This is a genomic window from Paenibacillus sp. FSL K6-1122 (assembly GCF_037977015.1).
Lineage (GTDB): Bacteria > Bacillota > Bacilli > Paenibacillales > Paenibacillaceae > Paenibacillus > Paenibacillus amylolyticus.
The window spans coordinates 3,037,952-3,057,208 of record NZ_CP150272.1; the positions used below are offsets into that span (position 1 = coordinate 3,037,952).

Sequence of the window (19,257 nt, forward strand, 5' to 3'; positions counted from 1 at the left end):
GGTCGGAGGACGGATGGATGAGCGAAAAGTCGTGGCTCCACTCCAAGTGGATGCTGACCATTGTTGCTTGCATGGCAGCGCTCTATATACTGATTATGGGCATTTTACTGTTTGTCAGTGGACGAACACCTAGCATGTATTATCAATATAATTTCGTACCCTTCGAGACGATTCGTCCACTTCTTATGGAGAGGGAGAGGTACAATACAGATACCTGGGTCAAAAACCTGTTTGGCAATATCGTATTGTTCATTCCGCTGGGTATCTGGATCCCATGGTTGTTTCGGAGGTGCCGCACATTTCTGACCTTTACATCGACAGTTGTTTTACTTCTACTGGGTGTTGAGGTCACACAATTGATTACACGTGTAGGTTCGTTTGATGTGGATGATATCATTCTGAACACGATCGGTGCCTGGATAGGTTACACCGGATTTAAGTTAGTCTTATGTTCACAAAAAAGGACTCGGAATTGAACCGCAGATCGCGGTCCATGACCGGGTCTTTTTGCATAAGATACCTTTCAAATGTTTACAAGGGAATCATTTCGGATAAAACATATTAACGGCTTAATACAGTGAGCAGAGATTATATATAAATTTAACTAAACATTTACACGAAACGGAGAGGACAGAAATAACCTGAAGAAGCGAAAGCGTTCGCCTTTATCACCGGATTTTCCCCTTATAAGGGGAATTCATAAAATCTGGGGATAACAGCGATCGGAAGGTTGTTCTGTCATCGGAGTGTCCAGTGTAAATATTCTTTAGTTCAATTTATATATTGAACAATGATGAGAGCGAGGTGGGCGATATCGTTTGGTGGAAAGAGAGTGTGGTATACCAGATTTACCCGAGCAGCTTTAAGGATTCGGACGGAGATGGATATGGCGACTTGCAGGGGATCTATGAGAAGCTCGATTATTTGGAGAATTTGGGCGTAGATGTGATCTGGCTCTGTCCCATTTACGATTCACCAGGACATGATAACGGATATGATATCCGGGATTATTACGGCATTTTACGCAAGTATGGCACTATGGAGGATTTTGATCGATTATTGGCAGAGGCCCACAAGCGTGGTCTCAAGATCATGATGGACCTGGTGCTGAATCATACGTCAGATGAACATGCGTGGTTTGCTGAATCACGTTCATCAAAGATGAATCCGAAGCGGGATTATTATATTTGGCGTTCAGGCAAAAATGGGCAGGTGCCGAATAATTGGGAGTCCTATTTTGGAGGTTCGGTGTGGAAGCATGATCCCGAGACAAATGAATATTATCTGCATCTGTATTCCGAACAGCAACCGGATCTCAACTGGAACAATGCACAGATGGCAGAAGAGATGTATGAGATGGTGCATTGGTGGCTGGAAAAAGGGGTCGACGGATTCCGTTTCGATGCAGTGGCGCATATCGCCAAGGCAGAGGGTCTGCCAAGTGCCCACAACCCGCATAATCTGCCGGTGGTTCCAGCGTATCAGCTCTTTTCCAACCTGGAACAGGTACACTCCATCCTGAAGAAACTGAATAACATGATCCTGAAACCCTACGGACCCATGACAGTTGGCGAGACTTCAGGACTTGGACCTGAGCAGGCCTTGGCTTATGTGGGGACGGATCGTGATGAGCTTAATATGGTATTCCAGTTTGAGCATATGTTTATCGATGCTAAATCCTCCGGAATCGGTAAATGGAACTATAAGGAATGGAAATTGACCGATCTCAAAGAAATCATGAGCCGGTGGCAAACGGTTTTGCATGGTAGAGGCTGGAACGCCAATTATATGGGGAACCATGATCAGCCACGTCCGGTTTCCCGTTTTGGTGATGATGGTAAATATCGGGTGCGTTCTGCTCAGATGCTGGCGACATGGATGCTTACACTCGAAGGGACCCCCTACATCTATCAAGGAGAAGAGATCGGCATGACCAATGTCGCTTTCCCGAATATCGAACAATACCGGGACATCGAGACCAAAAATTATTTCAATCATTATATTGGTCAAGGTAAGTCGAAGCATGAAGTCATGCAGGCAATCTGGCTGAAGAGTCGCGATAATGCCCGCACGCCGATGCAATGGGATGAGACGGAACATGCAGGGTTTACCCAGGGTCAGCCGTGGATTCAGGTGAATGATAATTATCCTGAGATTAATGTGGCTGATGCCGAAAGTGATCCGCAATCCATTTTGCATTATTACCGTAAGTTAATTGCCCTTCGCAAACAACATAAAGTACTTATCTATGGTGCGTATGAACTGCTGCTACCGGATGATCCGGATATCTATGCCTATACCCGAACGCTGGAAGATGAGCAGATGCTGGTCATTCTGAATTTCCGTGGGCATGAACCTGAGATGCACTGGCCGGAAGGTTGGACTTCCGAGCATGCCAAGCTGATCATCAGCAATGTGAGCAGACGTTATTCTACCGATGAAGGTGCCATTCAGCTTCAGCCGTATGAAGCAAGGGTGTATCGTAAGCAACGTTGACACGGAGGCTAGCGTAATTTTGCGTTGGTGAAGAGCTATGATTTATAATAAATAGTGGTTTTCAAAATAATCAAAACATATGTCGGGAGGAATCCAAGTTGTTGAATATTACGTTCCACGGTCACTCCAGTGTACAGCTGGGCACAGAAGAAAAGTCTCTGATCATTGATCCCTTCCTGCGTGGCAACGAGCTTGCCGTCACGAAGCCTGAAGATATTAAGACAGATGTTGTGTTGCTGACACATGCACATATGGATCACATCCTCGATGCTGAGCCTATTGCCAAAGCAAATAACGCCAAAGTTGTGGCTATTGTGGAATTGGCTACATATATGTCTTGGAAAGGTCTGGATACACTCGGCATGAACATGGGCGGAACGGTAGATCTTGATTTTGCTCAAGCCAAAATGATTCAGGCGTTCCATACTTCCGGGATTGTGCTCGAAGAAGAACAACGGATCATGTATGCAGGTTTGCCTGCTGGATATATCATTAATATTGGTGGTAAAACGATTTTGCATGCCGGAGACACAAGTCTCTTCGGGGATATGAAAATGATCGGTGATCGTCATGATATTGATGTAGCTTTCTTGCCGATTGGTGGACATTTCACCATGGGACCTGAGGATGCGCTGCAAGCGGCCGAATGGTTTAATGCCAAACTGACGATTCCGGTTCATTATGATACGTTTCCGGTAATTCGTCAGGATGCAGAACACTTCGTGCAACAACTGGCTGCAAAAGGGTTGGAAGGCCGTGTGCTGGCCCCGGGAGAATCGATTACCCTGTGATGCACATTTAACCGCTGTTCAATAATAAATGGATTTATGGATAAAGACGAATATCACGTCAAGATAACTGACGCGATATTCGTCTTTTTTCGGTTTCAGGTTCAATTTTCACCAATAGAGTTGGTACAAATGACAAAAACATTGAAATTCCATTGTTGAACTCCCTTTTAGAATGATATAAAAAGTTACACGGAAACCAAACGGAAATCCGAATTGACCGCAAACAGGGGGAGCGTTCATGTCATTTATGAAATCATTATTTTTTCAAATTATTGTAGCGGTAATTATCGGGATTGGCGTAGGCATTCTGTGGCCGGATCTGGGTAGCCTGCTGCAACCGCTCGGAACAGGTTTCATCAAATTGATCAAGATGATCATCGCACCACTGATTTTCATGGTGATTGTGACAGGTATTGCCAAGATCGGTGATCTGAAGTCGGTAGGTCGCATCGGGCTGAAAGCCATCGTGTGGTTCGAGATTGCAACTACAGTGGCGCTGGTACTTGGATTGGGAACAGCCAATCTGCTTCGCCCCGGTGCCGGAATGAACGTGGACCCTTCAACCATAGATGCAAGCGGCATTGAAGCAAAAACCAATGGTTCCGAGTTACCGCATACGGTAGACTTTATCATGAATATTATTCCGACAAGTGTTGTAGATGCCTTTGCACAAAATGCACTTCTGCAAGTATTGCTCGTGGCCTGCCTGTTCGGGGTTGCCCTGGCAGCAACAGAGAGTAAGGCAAAAGAGAATGTACTGACGCTGATTGAGAACTTGCTCGGCATTGTGTTTCGTATAATCGGTTATATCATGAAACTCGCTCCGATTGGTGCATTTGGAGCCATGGCCTACACGGTAGGTGCCTATGGGGCATCCACATTGTCGTCCTTTGGTCTGCTGATTCTGGCCTGCTACGGGGCAGCGCTGCTGTTTCTGGTCATGCTGGCATTGGCTGCCTGGTGTATTACCGGGCTGAATTTCCTGCAATTTGTGAAGTATACCCGTTCTGAAGTGATGCTGGCGATTGGAACCGGATCATCAGAAGTGGTGATGCCACGCATGATGGACAAACTAACCAAGGCGGGTTGTGATCGTGCGGTTGTGGGTCTTGTGGTGCCAACGGGGTACTCGTTTAATCTGGATGGCGCTTCGATCTACTTATCCTTGGCCACGGTTTTTGTTGCTCAGGCCGTAGGGATTGAACTGACATTGATGCAGCAAATTACGATTTTGCTGGTGTTGATGTTAAGTTCCAAAGGCATGGCAGGAGTACCTGGCTCCGCATTCTTGGCCCTGTCCGCAACGGCAGTGGCTGTCAATGCTTTTCCGGTAGCAGCGGTTGCTCTGCTGCTTGGTGCAGATCGATTCATGGATACAATGCGTGTATTCACCAACCTGATGGGCAACTGTGTCGCAGCATTTGTAGTGGCAAAATGGGAAGGTCTGCTGGATCAAAAGCGAATGCGTGCCGTACTCTCTGGTGAGATCAGTGCCGCTGAACTGGAAAGGGAAGAGCAAGCTGCACTATCTCTATTGAAGTTGAATATGCAGGAAAAACAAGGGAAAGCCGTTGTTTCACCGGAGATGTCGTAAGAAGCGTTTTTGAAAATTTCAACCAAGTTCAACCCAATTAGACCGTCTGTTGCCCGCACCAATGGTGGGAAGAACAGACGGTTTCTTGTTGTCCCAATACAGATATCATTGGGTTCACGAACGCAGGTTCCAAAATAAATGTTACAGAGGAAAGATTTATGGGGAATGTGTAGAAGAGGCGGAGAATATACATATTATAGTTTCAACTTGTATATACATGTTTACTTATGTAATATAGATATGAAGTTAGCCGAGAACATCACATAAGAGCATTACAATTTATTGGAGGCGTTAACATGAGTTCTAATAACACTACTCCGTCATCTTGGTGGAAGACATCAACGGTGTATCAGGTATATCCGAAGAGTTTTAATGATACAACCGGATCGGGTGCTGGAGATATTCGTGGATTAACCGAGAAGCTTGATTATTTGCAGCATCTGGGTATCGATATTGTGTGGTTGCAGCCGGTATATGTATCCCCGCAGCATGATAATGGATATGACGTAGCGGACTATTACCGGATTAATCCGGATTATGGGACGATGGAGGATTTTGACGAACTGCTGAAAGGTCTGAAGGCTCGTGATATGAAACTGATGATTGATATCGTGGTGAATCACTCCTCGACCGATCATGAGTGGTTCCAGCAATCCCGTTCTTCCAAGGATAATCCGTATCGGGATTATTATATTTGGAAAGATCCTGCTCCGGATGGCGGTGTGCCAAACAACTGGCAATCCAAGTTCGGTGGGCCCGCGTGGCAGTATGATGAACAGACGGAACAATATTTCCTGACTTTATTTGATAAAACGCAGGCAGATCTGAATTGGGAGAATGAAGAAGTACGCAAAGCTGTACGGGATATGATCAAGTTCTGGGCGGATAAGGGTGTGGATGGTTTCCGTATGGACGTGATTAACCTGATCTCCAAAGACCAGCGTTTCCCGGATGATGATGGTAGCGTCTCACCGGGTGATGGACGCAAATACTACACGGATGGACCGCGTGTGCATGAGTACATTACCGAGATGTACGATGAAGTATTCGGGCCTTACAACATGGTGACTGTAGGGGAAATGTCTTCCACAACACTGGAACATTGTATCCAATATTCGAACCCGGCTTCCCGGGAGTTTTCGATGACGTTTAACTTCCATCACCTGAAAGTGGATTATCCGAATGGTCAGAAGTGGGAACTGATGCCGTATGATTTCGAAGCGATGAAACAGCTCTTTAGTGAGTGGCAGACAGGCATGCAAGCCGGTGGAGGTTGGAACGCGCTGTTCCTTAATAACCATGATCAGCCTCGGGCACTGTCCAGATTTGCCGATGATGGTGACTATCGTGCCGAGAGTGCGAAGATGCTTGCAACAACGATACACGGCATGCAAGGTACACCTTATGTCTACCAGGGAGAAGAGATCGGCATGCCGAATCCGGTCTGGAATGACGTTAGCGAGTTCCGCGATATCGAATCAACGAACATGTACCGTCTGCTTCAGGAAGAACGAGGCAAATCCGCTGAAGAAGCTTTCAACATTGTAAAAGAGCGTTCCCGGGACAACTCCCGCACACCGATGCAGTGGAATGGAAGTAAGAACGCCGGATTTACTACTGGAACACCTTGGCTGAAGGTGGATGAGCGGTATCCTTCCATACACGTGGAACAGCAGCTGGCTGATCCAGATTCGATCTACTACCACTACCGCAAATTGATTGCCCTGCGTAAACAGGTTAACGTGCTGATCGACGGTCTGTATGAACGATTGGACGATGCACACCCGGATGTATTCGCGTACGCACGGACCAATGGAAGTGAAACCCTGATTGTTGTATCCAACTTCAGTAAACGAGACGTCACGTTCTCGCTTCCGGAAGCGGTCTGGAATGATCACATTGCAGGCAAATCAGCAGAGTTACTCATAGGAAATACGGAGGCAGCCCCTGTGCTGACGCAGGAAATCTCTCTCAGTCCGTATGCATCCTATATGTGGCTTGTGCCACAACAGGACTAATCACATTTTATAAATAGGAAGTGACACTATGGCAATCGATAAAAAACAGGTTGAGGAGATCGTCCGGGCTGTTGGTGGCAAAGAGAATATTGAAGCTGCTACACACTGTGTTACACGACTCCGGTTTGCCTTGTACGATGAGAGTAAAGTGGATACTGAAAGTCTGGATCAGAATGATCTGGTTAAAGGACAGTTCTCTTCCCAAGGACAATTCCAGGTCGTTATTGGGCCTGGCCTGGTGGATAAAGTCTATGATGAGATGATTCAGATTACTGGGGGAGATCGTTCTTCCAAGGATGATGTGAAGGCGGTTGCTGGTAAAAAGCAAAATCCAATCCAGCGAGCGATCAAAACACTCTCGGATATTTTCATTCCGATCTTGCCTGCAATCATTACGGCAGGTCTTTTGCTCGGGATTAACAATATTCTGACAGGTCCAGGCATTTTCTTTGATGGAAAATCACTGGTGGATGTTTATCCAGCCTGGAAGGATCTTGCGTCCATTATTAATACGATCGCAAGTACAGCCTTCACGTTCCTGCCGGCGCTAATTGGTTGGGCAGCTGTAAAAAGGTTCGGTGGCAGTCCGCTGCTCGGGATCGTGCTGGGTCTCATTCTGGTACATCCCGATCTGCTGAGTGCATATGGTTACGCTGATGCCGTGAATAATGGCACGGTGCCAACATGGAATCTGTTCGGTTGGGAGATTGAGAAGATCGGTTATCAAGGGCAGGTTCTGCCGGTACTGGTATCGGCGTATCTGCTTGCGAAGATGGAGATTTTCCTGAACAAAAGGGTACATGATTCAATTAAACTGCTGGTCGTTGCACCAGTTACCTTGCTGATTACCGGATTCTTGGCATTTACAATTATTGGACCGGTTACATTTGCTATTGCAAATGCAATTACATCTGGCTTGATCTATGTATACGATTCATACGCGGCGCTGGGTGGTCTGATCTACGGTGGTCTGTACGCTTTGCTCGTTATCACCGGTATGCATCACACGTTCCTCGCGGTGGATGTTCAGCTCATTGGTAGTCAGGGCGGTACGTTCCTGTGGCCGATGCTGGCATTGTCCAATATCGCACAAGGCTCGGCGGCACTTGCGATGATGCTTGTCCTGCGTGAAAAGAAAATGAGAGGACTTGCGGCAACGTCCTCGGTGTCGGCCTTCCTCGGAGTAACCGAGCCGGCGATCTTTGGTGTTAACATTCGTTACCGTTATCCGTTTATCTTTGGTATGATCGGTTCCGCAATTGGTGGTGTGTTGCTGACGATGAATAATGTTCAGGCAACCTCCATCGGTGTAGGTGGCGTACCGGGATTCCTGTCGATTTTCCCTGACAAATGGGGTGTCTTCTTCATCGGCATGGCGATTGTCCTGGTTGTACCGTTTGTACTGACCGTCCTTTTTGGCAGAGCCAAACTGAGAAAAGAAGATCGTAGTGCAAGCAATGAAACCGTTAATGAGCCTAAAGCGGCTACATCGCAGTCTGTTTCGGGTGTTACCTCTTCAACTGCAAAAACAGATCCAAACCAGCGCACACGTAGTGCAGCTCAAGTAGGGGACGAAGCCGTGAATACACTGGAAATCATGGCGCCATTAACAGGCCAGGCCGTGTCACTGGAGCAAGTACCTGATCCGGCTTTTGCCGAGAAACAGATGGGTGAAGGTGTAGCGATTGAACCTTCCGGCAACGTTGTTGTTGCCCCGTTTGATGCTCAGGTAGCCCATGTGATTAAAAGTAAACATGCGGTGATTCTTGAACACGCAAGTGGATTACAAGTTCTGATTCATGTCGGGATTAATACAGTATCCCTCAAGGGTGAAGGCTTCAACATGCATGTGGAAGCTGGTGAGCATGTAAAGGCTGGACAAAAACTGTTAGAGTTTGATCGTAAGGTAATTGAAGATGCGGGATACCCACTGATTACACCGATTATCATTCCAGATGGTCAGGATATGGTTGAGCGGGTGGAAGTCACGACAGGTGATGTTACATCCAATCAAAATGGTGTGCTGAAGGTTCATCTGAAAGGTTAATTGAATACAACAACAAGAAGGGGCTGCGTGATGTGCAGCTCCTTTTTGCTGTATGATCGTTATTTTCATGACGATCATGGTAAACTGTATATAAAATGGAAGAATCACATTTTTGAAATAATGGTGGTTGGAAAGGTTCTTCTGACAAAGCAAGCTGCAGGCATGTTCGAGTCGTGGCGTTCATATGGTGGAGAAAGAGTTCCTAGATCGATGAGGAGGAGAGCCATGACACGTATTGCGGTGATGGTCATTCATGGGCTGGGTATGCGGAAGGATGGGTACGCGGACAAGCTGATTGCTTGTTTGCATAAGGAATTGGACAAGGTGATGGTCTTGCCTGGCGCCTCTAAACAGATGCTGGATATCGAACCTGTATATTGGGCGGATGTATTTGAGGAGCGGGAAGAGGCGCTCTTTCAACAGCTCGTCAGCTCTCCGGGATTGAACTTTCAGGCGTTGCGCCGATTTGTCATCCACTACCTGGCTGATGCGGTTGCTTATCAACCGGTGGAAAATCAAGGCCATAACTACGATGCCGTACATCGAACGTTGAATCAGGCGATGCATACCCTTGCACAGCGTAATGGACCGGAAGCTCCGCTCTGTGTGGTTGCCCATAGTTTGGGTGCCGTAATCGCCAGTAACTTCTTCTACGATCTGCAATATCCCTCCAGTCGTGTGCCTGAGGTTGTGGATGTGAACTCGGCTCTGGAGCGGGGGGATACGCTGACCCATTTTTACTCCTTTGGTACAACCCTGCCCTTATGGAGTTTGCGTTACCATGACTTTAGTTGCCCAATTCAGGTGCCCTCTTCCCATGTGAATCAGTATTATGCCGGGCTGGAAGGGGAATGGGTGAACTTCTACGATCGGGATGATATTCTGGGTTATCCATTACGCCCCATTGATCCCGCTTATGATAAAGCGGTCAAAGAAGACATTGAAGTGAACTCTGGCGGCGTGGCTATGAGTTGGAATCCGCTAAGTCATGGGGGGTATTTTTCCAATCGAAGTATGAATCGGAGAATGGCTCAGGGGCTAGCTCGAACCTGGACTTGGATAAATCGCTCATAATATCAGAGGTAGTTCAAAAAGTCCGCTTTTGATTACGAAGGATGCCTAATGGCATCATCAGCATCGAATATGGAATTCAGCCCATCTTCTTGGTACTGAAAACCGATCTTTTTGAACACGTATTGTAAGTACTATAAGTTTTAATCAGGAGGAAATATGTATGGAATGCAGGACAGGCTGTGCCGCATGTTGTATCGCGATCTCCATATCATCACCGATACCGGGCATGGCTCATGGCAAGCCGGCAGGTGTACGTTGTGTGCAGCTTACGGATGATAATCGCTGCGGAATTTTTGGCCAAAAAGATCGTCCTGCGGTATGCAGTGGATTGCAAGCTGAGGAAGAGATGTGTGGTAGCACCGATCAGGAAGCCTTTGATATTCTAACCTGGTTGGAGCAAGAAACTGCACCAAAGGTAATATGAGTAGGTTGTTTTAATGAATTGGGATAATTATACTTAATAGGGAAGAAGCTCGATCAGAGAGAGGAGACGCGAATACAATGGGGCTTGTTAAACGTTTTGTATTGGTTGTTGTGAATATGATCGGAGAGTTATGGATGGGGTTTTACCGACGTAACTCGGATTATTATGACCATCAGACTTCGGAGTCCAAAAGTAAGATTGGCTATTATGCATTTATTATTGGGGCAACAGTGGTTACGGTGGGCATTGTAGGCTGGATGTACAACCGAATTTATTCATAAGTAGTCTGTACAAATAAAAGAGAGTATCCGCAGGATGTGGCATCAAATGGATACTCTCTTTGTCATGGGATCAGACAAGATATGATCATTGAAGATAGGGTTTAGCTTTCTTTTCTTTCAACATATGTACAAGAATCATCTTCAGTACGGAAGAGACGATGAAAAAGATAAACAGGATGCGGAACAATTGATACCCGGATACAACCGAAAGATCGGCATTCACTTCATGAGCCATGATACTCATCTGATCCATGCCGCCAGGGGCCATACTGAGTAGTGAGGTAGCCGCCGAGAGGGAGAATACATTCATTAACAGATAACTCAATCCAAGCGCACCAGCAATGAGAAGTACACTGCTAATCACGGCTAGGGTCACCGTCTGTGTCTTACGTTGCAACTGTTCTGGCTTGAGCATCAGTCCAACATGACTGCCAATCATCAATTGCGATACGTTTAAGAGGGAGGTTGGCAGACTGGGCGTGTGCATCGTTGTGCTTAATTGAACGACACACATGACAATCATGGGACCCAGCATAAAGGCCGTCGGAAATCGGAGTTTGCGTGCAACCCATGCACCCGCTACACAGAGCGGAGCATAGACAAGAATCTCCGGGAAAAGGGAACCCCACGTTGCTACGTCAATGAACGGATGATCCAAACCTCCACCTGCGGTACCTCCAATCCACGGACTGAACAGCAGGAACGGAACACAGAAGACAATCATGATCAGCCGAGTCACCTGCAAAAAGGTAACTAGCGTCAGATTGATAGATTTCATTTCTTCTGCAAGGGACACCATCTGGGACAGTCCTCCTGGAATGCTGCCAACCAGCAGGGAGGGGAAGTCAAAGTCGGTTATCTTTGAAGCGATGTAGGCCGTAATTACACACAATCCGATTAACAGCAAGGTCATCAGAAGCATCATGGGAAGTTGTTGCAAAATGCCGTGCAGTGCCTCTTTAGTTAAGGTGAGTCCAATCGAATAACCAACAATCAGAATGCCATAGTCCCGAATGGAGGCAGGCCACATGAGCGGCCATTTGGCGACTTGGGAGCCAAGCAGCATAAATACCATTGGCCCGAGCAACCACGGGATCGGTGTATGAATGACTGTGAACAGCAATCCGCCAAGAACAGAGACACCCAGACTAAGAAAAAACCGAAAGACAACGTGGGAACCAAGCTTGCGCATCAGTTCCATCCGTTTAGCCTACCGGTTGAATGAGGTGGTATGAGATTCAGGTATGCATTCAGGTTTAATGAAGGATTCATGTTCATGTGTGATCACTCCTGATGATGAGATACGTTGCGTTATCTGCGGAACAACCAGACTGCTAGTGTTCAACTCATTAAGATCCTGCGAGAGCCGTAGCGGAAGGTTTGGGTTCTCTGAACATTACAAAGTACATCAGTGATGAAATAACGTATAGACAGCCTGTGATGCTGAAAGTGATCGCATAACCCCAATACGTTCCGTATGTGGTGACCAGATAGGATTGAACGGGTCCCATGGTCGCCCAACCAATCATGAACGAGGTCTGCATCAGTGAATTGGCAATGCCGCGGCGTTTGTCCGAGATCCGATCCACCAATATGGCTGAATGAATGGGATTGGCGGCGTTCATCAATGCTTGTCTGAACAAGAAACTGAGCGAAGCGATGAACAACAGATTGGTGAAACCTGTTAATAGAAGGAAGGGCAGCGACATGACCTGGAAAATGACAACGGCTCTTACGCTTCCGACCTTTGCCGCCAAGGTAGGACCAATCAGCATCGATACAATCGTCATAATCTGACCAAGTGCAATCAGTAAGCTCATGCCGCTCAGAGAAACCGAGAACCGATTGGTGAAATACAGATTCAGATACGGTACAACCAGTCCGGAACCTAATCCAATTAACAACTGAGTCACTATAAACTGACCAATCAGTCGGGCATCTTTTTTCTTCGTGATCGAATCGTCCGTACTTGGGATATTTGTTGAACTTTCTTTTAGCTCCTCATTGGGTTGAAGAACGGGTTGCGCCGGAATTGTTGTCTGCGGAGCAGCCTTGCCTTCGGTTACAAATAACAGTGGAATAAATGCAGCTAGTGTTGCTGCACCACCGACAAATAAAACCGTCTGCAATCCGGTCACTTTGGCGAGTCCTGCCGTATGTAACAAATCTGCGAATACACCGCCACCCAGGCTACCAAGCACCTGGGAAGCGAGCACAAGAGATGAATAATAACTGAACATCTTCAGCCGCTGGCTTTTCTTGACGTTTTCCGCCAGATAAGGAATGGCCAGTACTTGGAATACTCCAGCGAAAAGGCCAGAGAATACCGCGAACCAGATCAGTCCTGTAGCCGAATAATCGAAGGAGCGTCCGATCAGAAAGATTCCGCTGAATAACGCCCCGGTAATGAGTAATCGCTTGCGGCTGAACAGATCACCGCATAGACCGATAGGAACAAACATAATGGCTGTTGCGAGTGATTGAATACTTACTATCTGGCCGTTCATTGTATCATTATAGCCCAGACCCTGAATGTACAGATTATACAAGACAGAGAACATACCATTTCCGATCTGATACAGAATGCTAGCCAGGAAAAACAGTTGAATATTGCGGGACCAGCCGCGAATTTCATCATTAATATGTTGTAAAACTCTCAAGTGGTTCCCCCCAGTCTGCCTGTGCAGTGATTCCAGTTTAACAGGAAAGGGGAATTTGCGGAAGAATTGACCACTGTTTATTTTGGTTCAGGGGCATCAATCACACGAGCAATGACGAATCCATCGTAACCTTTGCTACCGACCGTTTGCAGCGCTGTAGCTTCAAGCCGAGGGTGATCCGCGATCAACTGCAGGAATGATCGAACGCCTTGAACTCTGGGGTCTGTGCTGTCTGTGCGGATCACTTCACCGTCCCTGACGATATTATCACCAATAATAAGACTCCCCGGCCGAGTCAGTCGCAGGGCCCATCTCAGATAATCGGGATTACTCGGTTTGTCAGCATCGATGAAGATCATATCAAACGGTTCCCTGTATTCTTCCTGAACATCTGGAAGGGTGGTTAGGGCAGGACCAACTCTCAGGTCAACCTTGTGCATCAGTCCTGCTCGTGTGAGATTGGCTCGGGCCAAGTCTGCATGGTGTGATTCCGATTCCAGTGAGACGATGCGTCCGTGTTCAGGCAGCGCTCTTGCCATCCAGATGGTACTGTATCCACCCAATGTGCCGATTTCAAGTACACGGGATGCGTCTTGGATTTGCAGTATGAGCTGAAGTAACTTTCCTTGATTTGGTGTTACGTCATGAGCAGGAAGTCCAGCTTCGGCATTGCTTTGCAGTGTATGTTCAAGCAGGGAATCTGATGGAATCAGCAAATCATTCATGTAGTCGTCAACTTGAGTCCAGGTATGCTGTAGGTTGGTCGTATTTATATTTTTCATCTTCACATGTTCCTTTCCTTGTTCCTTGTATTGGATTTCATATTTCAACTATAAATGGAGCAGATATATAAATAAAATATATATTATGTATGATAATATAACTTTAGATTATGTATTTGACGTGGAAGAGGTGTAAACATGAATCTGCATGGATTACGATTATTTCATGCCATCGTGAGATATGGCGGGGTCACTCGTGCCGCAGAGGAACTAAATATTAGTCAACCTGCGGTATCTTCTCAGGTGAAGAAGTTTGAACGTGAATTAGGAATCCAGCTTTTTGTTTCGGAAGGAAGAAGACTGGTGCTCACGGATGCAGGGATACAGTTAACAGGTTATGCGGAACGTCTGTTCATGCTGGAGCAGGATGTCGAGAATTTTGTGCAGGATTTTCGGGAGGGCAAGAAAGGACTGATCCGTATTACGGCAACCTACTTGCCTTCAAATTTTCTGTTGCCGGGCTGGATTGCGCGGTTTAAGCAAATGCACGAGGATGTGGAGATTGTTGTGAGCACAACCAACACCCGGATGGCTTTTGACCAATTACTTCGTTATGAGGCAGAGATTGCAGTGTATGGTGGAAGTGGAATTACACATGCAGGTGTCCAATGGGATGAATTGTTTGACGATGAGATGTGGTTTGTTGTGCACCCTGACCATCCGTATGCGGGAAAAGAAATCGAGCTGCATGAGATGATGGCAGAACCGTTCATCATGCGCGAAGAAGGCAGTGCCACGCGTGAGCGACTCGTTTCCCTTTGCACAACAAATAACCTGGCCGCTCCCCGCATTGCCCTTCAGTTCAACGGGCTGAACGAAACGATCAGTGCGGTGAAGGCAGGTTATGGGGCCAACTTTATATCTTCTTTGGTTGTGAACGAAGATGTGCAGCAAGGCAGGCTGGCACGTGTGTTTGTTCGAGGTGTACAGCTGAGAAATACGGTTGCCGTATGTACACGAGCCGGGGAGGTATTATCACCTGCTGCACAGCATCTGGTCAAGCTTATCCGCCAAGAAGCTGCTTTGATGAAATAAATAGCGTGATTGTACTTAAAACAACTTAAAGTACGTGTTCAAAAAGACCAGTTTTCAGTATCCCAAAGCGGACTTTTGAACAGTTACTTGAACATGGACAGGTTACTTCTTCTATTATTAACTTTTATTAACCTTCACTTTGTTGTGAAGTTCCCCATGCATGTAATCGGGCGTATAGGGTTACGCCGCCAATGATCAGGACAGGAATCCAGACTGCAATCATGGGCACACGGTGGAATAACAATGCGGCTGCAATGACGCCGATCAAATAGATGACAACAGCACCTGCACGAAGGTAGGAGTCTGTAGACAAGGCTTTGGTTAACGATCGAATATTGGCATGTCGCAGCTTTTTGAGGATGTTTACGGTATCCTCAACCACAGCGGCTAAATTATTGGTGAGCACGGTTGTTGAGATGCCAGCAATTCCAATGCGGCGTGCCGCAGTTGTTTGCATCCCCATTGCAACGGCAAGGATGACGATTAAAAGATAAGACAGTTGTTCTGAAAATGGACTAATCATGGCGATCGCGAACAGCAGGAGCAATATGCTTTCAACAGTAAATACAGCTGTGACCTTAGAAGACCAGCCATTTTTGGTCTGCACAGGTCCAACCATATGTGCTGCAATGGCATTGCCGGCAATAAAACCGATGAGAGCAAGCAATGACCGCAGCACGACAAATTCCTGAGCACGGGCAATGGCAATACCCAACAAAACAATATTTCCCGTCATATTGGCTGTGAGCACATGCCCCAGTCCCAGATATCCGATCAGGTCCACCATTCCGGCAGACATGCAGAGAAGTAGCATGGCGTATTTTTGGAGGGTGCTTTGATTCATCCTATCCGTCCTTTCAAAAAAACGTAGCTCCTCCAGTATACAGCCATAACCCATGCATCTTCAAAATGAAATTCATCTCGCAAGACTTAAGGTGCAGCGAGCCAATCAAACATATTGTTCACCGCTGACTGATGTATTTTCTCGTGAAAATGATGATCCTGCCCGCCGTAAGCGTGAAATGTGACGTCTGCACCTCGCCGCTTAAGCCAGTGATACATTCGGGTTCCGTGACTATAATTCACCTGTGTATCTGATGTACCATGCATGATTAGCACGGGACAAGATAGTTTGTTCGCCTTCGACAAGGGAGAACGGGCGAGATAAGCTTCCGGAACTGCGTGTGGGGAACCACCCAGCACCCGTTTCAATGTGCGCCTCAGGTCGGTTCGCTCATGATAAGTGCGTTCCACATCGGCGACACCGCTCCAAAGAATTAACTTATGTACTCTGTCAGGTCCCTTATTATAGGCAGTTGCGGTATGTACAGCATTAATGGCTCCACGGGAGAACCCCATTAACGATATCCGAGTCGGATCGACAAAGGGTAAACGCTGTATCAACCGGTAAGCGGCATGCACATCTTCGGCATCTTTCCCGCCATACTCGTCACGACCCTCACCGCCTTCGTTGCCACGATAGGATGGAGCGAACACGATATAACCTTTATGTACAAATTGCTCAAGCCAAACGGTATTTACCCCGCCATAGCTGCCAAGTCCGCCGCGACAATAGAGCAGAACTGGCCACTGTTCCGGTATGTTATCCGTATCATGCATTGTTGCAGCAGGATAATGGCTGGCGAGCGGTTGCAAATGTAGAGACTTATGTATGGAAGCGAGTTCCGGATAGGCAGAGGAGACAGAGCCGGGATGAGAAGTTTCATATGTCGTGATATCAGGTAATGAGCAACCTTGTGGCAGGTATAAATAAGCTTTAACCCGAAGTGTATCGGATGAATACGTCACTTGATAGAGCAGGAAAATCCACCTCTTTTATTAATAATTGCAGGCCAAACGACAGGGATGCTTCTATAGGATGCGCGTAAAATAAGTTCCCATACCTTCCAGGCTGAATCGCCAGCCCAAATGTGGAAATTCGTTTATTGGCTCCATATGATTTATAATGGTTCAGGAGACATGTGGATCGACCGCTTGTCCTCATATTCATAAAACTAATTTTAGTGTGCAGAAAGAAAGGGAGAAAGCCATGATGAACGCTCCACATCCAATCGATCAATTCAAGAAATTCAAATATGAAATTACCAGATTTATGATGATCTATAAATTTGCTCTGGATCAAATGGAGACCAAGATTGAAGTCCTGAAGGAAGAATTCCAGTCTCTGCATGATTACAGTCCAATTGAGCATACAAAGTCCAGACTGAAATCTCCTGAGAGCATTATGAACAAGATGTTCCGCAAAAATCATGAGTTAACATTTGAGAGCATCAAGCAAAATATCAAGGATATCGCCGGGGTGCGGATTACATGTTCTTTTATCTCGGATATCTATCGCATTAAGGATATGTTGTGCAACCAGAGTGATCTGCGTGTACTGGAGGTCAAAGATTACATCGAGAATCCAAAGCCAAACGGCTACCAAAGCCTTCACCTTCTGGTGGAAGTGCCTGTGTACATGTCCAATGGCGAGGAACGAGCATGTGTGGAGATCCAGATCCGTACAATCGCGATGGATTTCTGGGCGAGTCTGGAGCATAAGATTTTTTATAAATACAATAAGGATGTTCCCGAGCATTTGACGAGAGAGTTAAAGAGTGCGGCAGATTCGGCAAATGCGCTGGATCAACAGATGGAGCGACTTCACCGGGAAATTCAGGAGATTAAGGACGCCGATAACGAGCGGGATGAAGAAGAATTGCGCCGTATTATTATTAACAATCAGCAGTTCACACTGCCGTCCAATCTGCTCAAACTGCTGGGTAGCGGGGAGTAGTACTTGATGAAAAGTACAACAGCTTCATTGGACACAAACTCTACATCGCGTGTGCGAATGGCATTAATTCTGGGGACGCTGTCGGCCTTTGGGCCGTTGTCCCTGGATATGTATTTACCCGCATTGCCCACGCTGGCTGATGAGTTTGGTTCATCGACCTCGTATGCTCAACTCAGTCTGACGGCATGTATGATTGGACTTGCGGTTGGACAGTTGCTTGCCGGACCTCTAAGTGATGTACGTGGTCGGCGAACACCGCTCATTGCAGGGCTTGTGCTCTATACGATCGCCTCCATACTTTGCCTGGTCAGCCCGACGATGGGCTCTTTTGTTGTGCTGCGGTTCATTCAGGGTGTAGCTGGAGCGGCAGGGATTGTCATCTCGCGCGCAATCGTCAGAGACGTATATTCGGGCCCGGAACTGACACGGTTCTTCTCCCTGTTAATGCTGATTAACGGCGTAGCCCCGATTGCTGCACCAATCATTGGTGGACAATTGTTGACGTATACGTCGTGGCGCGGCGTGTTTATTTTGCTCAGCCTTATAGGCATAATGACGCTGTTGGCTGTCATTTTCGGTCTTGGAGAGACATTGCCTTCCAACCGCAGATCAAGCGGGGGATTGAAACAGACATTACTTACGTTTCGTCAAATCGCAGGGGATCGTCAGTTTATGGGTTATGCGTTGACCCAGGGTTTCGTAGCGGCTGGCATGTTTGCCTACATATCCGGTTCGCCGTTTGTGCTTCAGAAAATATACGGGGTATCCCCGCAAATGTTCAGTGTATGCTTCGCCATTAACGGGTTAGGCATTATTCTGGCCAGTCAGATTGCCGGCAGACTTGCAGGAAAGGTATCAGAGAATCGCCTGTTAATCGCGGGGCTGCTAACCGCGGCGCTCGGAGGAACTTCATTGCTCATCGCCATTCTGGCTGGAGGTAATCTAATCTCTGTACTGATTCCGCTATTTTTGGTGGTATCCAGTGTTGGGTTGGTCAATACCGCGTCCTTCGCTTTGGCGATGGCCAATCAGGAGAAATCGGCAGGCAGTGCGTCTGCGCTAATTGGTGTGATGACGTTCCTGTTCGGAGGTATTGTCGCTCCCCTCGTAGGTCTCGGGGGAGAAGGAACAGCCGTGCCAATGGGAATCGTTATCGCGTGTGCTGATCTCGGTGCCTTGGTGATTTACTTCCTAATGGTCAGTAAAGGCAGGAAGCGCCAGAACGATCAAGTGTTGAGTTAAATGTACTGATTCTGTA

The 19,257-nt window shown here is 47.0% G+C and carries 17 protein-coding genes; 12 read left to right on the plus strand and 5 right to left on the minus strand.

Translation table 11 applies throughout. From position 1 onward, the window contains the following. Window positions 1–17 precede the first annotated feature (17 nt). The 9 genes from NSQ20_RS14120 (at window position 18) to NSQ20_RS14160 (ending at window position 10,725) form a co-directional block, all read left to right on the plus strand. Window positions 18–476 (plus strand): VanZ family protein, encoded by a 459-nt coding sequence (locus tag NSQ20_RS14120; protein ID WP_339286537.1) that lies wholly within the window; start codon window positions 18–20, stop codon window positions 474–476. A 328-nt stretch (window positions 477–804) separates the two neighbouring features. After that, complete coding sequence (locus NSQ20_RS14125; protein WP_340032780.1) at window positions 805–2,496, plus strand: alpha-glucosidase; 1,692 nt, start codon at window positions 805–807, stop codon at window positions 2,494–2,496. 98 nt (window positions 2,497–2,594) lie between these two features. Then, entirely contained in the window at window positions 2,595–3,287 is a 693-nt protein-coding gene (locus NSQ20_RS14130) for a metal-dependent hydrolase (RefSeq protein WP_017688878.1), read from the plus strand. Between the two features lie 238 nt (window positions 3,288–3,525). Beyond that, window positions 3,526–4,881, plus strand: coding sequence for a C4-dicarboxylate transporter DctA (gene dctA / locus NSQ20_RS14135; RefSeq protein ID WP_340032781.1), 1,356 nt, complete (start codon window positions 3,526–3,528; stop codon window positions 4,879–4,881). A 296-nt stretch (window positions 4,882–5,177) separates the two neighbouring features. Then, window positions 5,178–6,899 carry an alpha,alpha-phosphotrehalase gene (treC, locus tag NSQ20_RS14140; RefSeq protein ID WP_340032782.1) on the plus strand — a complete coding sequence of 574 codons (1,722 nt, stop codon included), beginning with the start codon at window positions 5,178–5,180 and terminating at the stop codon, window positions 6,897–6,899. A 28-nt stretch (window positions 6,900–6,927) separates the two neighbouring features. Further along, window positions 6,928–8,946: a PTS system trehalose-specific EIIBC component gene (gene treP / locus NSQ20_RS14145; protein WP_340032783.1), complete on the plus strand. Its 2,019-nt coding sequence runs from the start codon at window positions 6,928–6,930 to the stop codon at window positions 8,944–8,946. A 225-nt stretch (window positions 8,947–9,171) separates the two neighbouring features. Then, window positions 9,172–10,020, plus strand: a complete 849-nt coding sequence (locus tag NSQ20_RS14150) for a chemotaxis protein (RefSeq protein WP_340032784.1) — start codon at window positions 9,172–9,174, stop codon at window positions 10,018–10,020. Between the two features lie 160 nt (window positions 10,021–10,180). Next, window positions 10,181–10,444, plus strand: coding sequence for a YkgJ family cysteine cluster protein (locus NSQ20_RS14155; protein ID WP_017688873.1), 264 nt, complete (start codon window positions 10,181–10,183; stop codon window positions 10,442–10,444). 77 nt (window positions 10,445–10,521) lie between these two features. Then, the gene (locus NSQ20_RS14160; RefSeq protein ID WP_017688872.1) at window positions 10,522–10,725 is read left to right on the plus strand and encodes a hypothetical protein; all 204 of its coding nucleotides are present in this window, start codon (window positions 10,522–10,524) and stop codon (window positions 10,723–10,725) included. Between the two features lie 85 nt (window positions 10,726–10,810). On the opposite strand, the gene NSQ20_RS14165 is transcribed toward NSQ20_RS14160, so the two are convergent. The 3 genes from NSQ20_RS14165 to NSQ20_RS14175 all read right to left on the minus strand — a co-directional run bounded on the left by NSQ20_RS14165 (window position 10,811) and on the right by NSQ20_RS14175 (window position 14,167). Further along, a complete protein-coding gene (locus NSQ20_RS14165; protein WP_340032785.1) occupies window positions 10,811–11,926 on the minus strand; it encodes an AbrB family transcriptional regulator in 1,116 nt (371 codons plus the stop codon). A 148-nt stretch (window positions 11,927–12,074) separates the two neighbouring features. Beyond that, on the minus strand, window positions 12,075–13,385 hold the full coding sequence (locus tag NSQ20_RS14170; RefSeq protein ID WP_340032786.1) for an MFS transporter: 1,311 nt from the start codon (window positions 13,383–13,385) through the stop codon (window positions 12,075–12,077). A 77-nt stretch (window positions 13,386–13,462) separates the two neighbouring features. Beyond that, window positions 13,463–14,167 carry an O-methyltransferase gene (locus tag NSQ20_RS14175; RefSeq protein ID WP_340032787.1) on the minus strand — a complete coding sequence of 235 codons (705 nt, stop codon included), beginning with the start codon at window positions 14,165–14,167 and terminating at the stop codon, window positions 13,463–13,465. 138 nt (window positions 14,168–14,305) lie between these two features. Here NSQ20_RS14175 and NSQ20_RS14180 point away from each other — a divergent pair, with 138 nt between their 5' ends. Beyond that, entirely contained in the window at window positions 14,306–15,202 is an 897-nt protein-coding gene (locus NSQ20_RS14180; RefSeq protein WP_340032788.1) for a LysR family transcriptional regulator, read from the plus strand. A gap of 127 nt (window positions 15,203–15,329) precedes the next feature. Here the strand turns inward: NSQ20_RS14180 and NSQ20_RS14185 are convergent, their stop codons facing one another. Both NSQ20_RS14185 and NSQ20_RS14190 read right to left on the minus strand, forming a co-directional pair. Continuing rightward, the gene (locus NSQ20_RS14185; RefSeq protein WP_074094780.1) at window positions 15,330–16,046 is read right to left on the minus strand and encodes a YoaK family protein; all 717 of its coding nucleotides are present in this window, start codon (window positions 16,044–16,046) and stop codon (window positions 15,330–15,332) included. An 86-nt stretch (window positions 16,047–16,132) separates the two neighbouring features. Next, window positions 16,133–16,858, minus strand: coding sequence for a prolyl oligopeptidase family serine peptidase (locus tag NSQ20_RS14190; protein ID WP_340032789.1), 726 nt, complete (start codon window positions 16,856–16,858; stop codon window positions 16,133–16,135). A gap of 397 nt (window positions 16,859–17,255) precedes the next feature. Here NSQ20_RS14190 and NSQ20_RS14195 point away from each other — a divergent pair, with 397 nt between their 5' ends. Both NSQ20_RS14195 and NSQ20_RS14200 read left to right on the plus strand, forming a co-directional pair. Beyond that, complete coding sequence (locus tag NSQ20_RS14195; protein WP_036608962.1) at window positions 17,256–17,999, plus strand: GTP pyrophosphokinase family protein; 744 nt, start codon at window positions 17,256–17,258, stop codon at window positions 17,997–17,999. A 6-nt stretch (window positions 18,000–18,005) separates the two neighbouring features. After that, window positions 18,006–19,241, plus strand: a complete 1,236-nt coding sequence (locus tag NSQ20_RS14200; protein ID WP_340032790.1) for a multidrug effflux MFS transporter — start codon at window positions 18,006–18,008, stop codon at window positions 19,239–19,241. Window positions 19,242–19,257 lie beyond the last annotated feature (16 nt).

What these genes read in the sequence shown, in the direction of transcription:
- NSQ20_RS14160 (WP_017688872.1), top strand. Translation starts at nt 10,522, where the DNA reads ATGGGGCTTGTTAAACGTTTTGTATTGGTTGTTGTGAATATGATCGGA.
- NSQ20_RS14155 (WP_017688873.1), top strand. Translation starts at nt 10,181, where the DNA reads ATGGAATGCAGGACAGGCTGTGCCGCATGTTGTATCGCGATCTCCATA.
- NSQ20_RS14180 (WP_340032788.1), top strand. Translation starts at nt 14,306, where the DNA reads ATGAATCTGCATGGATTACGATTATTTCATGCCATCGTGAGATATGGC.
- NSQ20_RS14185 (WP_074094780.1), bottom strand. Translation starts at nt 16,046, where the DNA reads ATGAATCAAAGCACCCTCCAAAAATACGCCATGCTACTTCTCTGCATG.
- NSQ20_RS14165 (WP_340032785.1), bottom strand. Translation starts at nt 11,926, where the DNA reads ATGGAACTGATGCGCAAGCTTGGTTCCCACGTTGTCTTTCGGTTTTTT.
- NSQ20_RS14175 (WP_340032787.1), bottom strand. Translation starts at nt 14,167, where the DNA reads ATGAAAAATATAAATACGACCAACCTACAGCATACCTGGACTCAAGTT.
- NSQ20_RS14120 (WP_339286537.1), top strand. Translation starts at nt 18, where the DNA reads ATGAGCGAAAAGTCGTGGCTCCACTCCAAGTGGATGCTGACCATTGTT.
- NSQ20_RS14200 (WP_340032790.1), top strand. Translation starts at nt 18,006, where the DNA reads ATGAAAAGTACAACAGCTTCATTGGACACAAACTCTACATCGCGTGTG.
- dctA (WP_340032781.1), top strand. Translation starts at nt 3,526, where the DNA reads ATGTCATTTATGAAATCATTATTTTTTCAAATTATTGTAGCGGTAATT.
- NSQ20_RS14195 (WP_036608962.1), top strand. Translation starts at nt 17,256, where the DNA reads ATGAACGCTCCACATCCAATCGATCAATTCAAGAAATTCAAATATGAA.
- NSQ20_RS14150 (WP_340032784.1), top strand. Translation starts at nt 9,172, where the DNA reads ATGACACGTATTGCGGTGATGGTCATTCATGGGCTGGGTATGCGGAAG.
- treC (WP_340032782.1), top strand. Translation starts at nt 5,178, where the DNA reads ATGAGTTCTAATAACACTACTCCGTCATCTTGGTGGAAGACATCAACG.
- treP (WP_340032783.1), top strand. Translation starts at nt 6,928, where the DNA reads ATGGCAATCGATAAAAAACAGGTTGAGGAGATCGTCCGGGCTGTTGGT.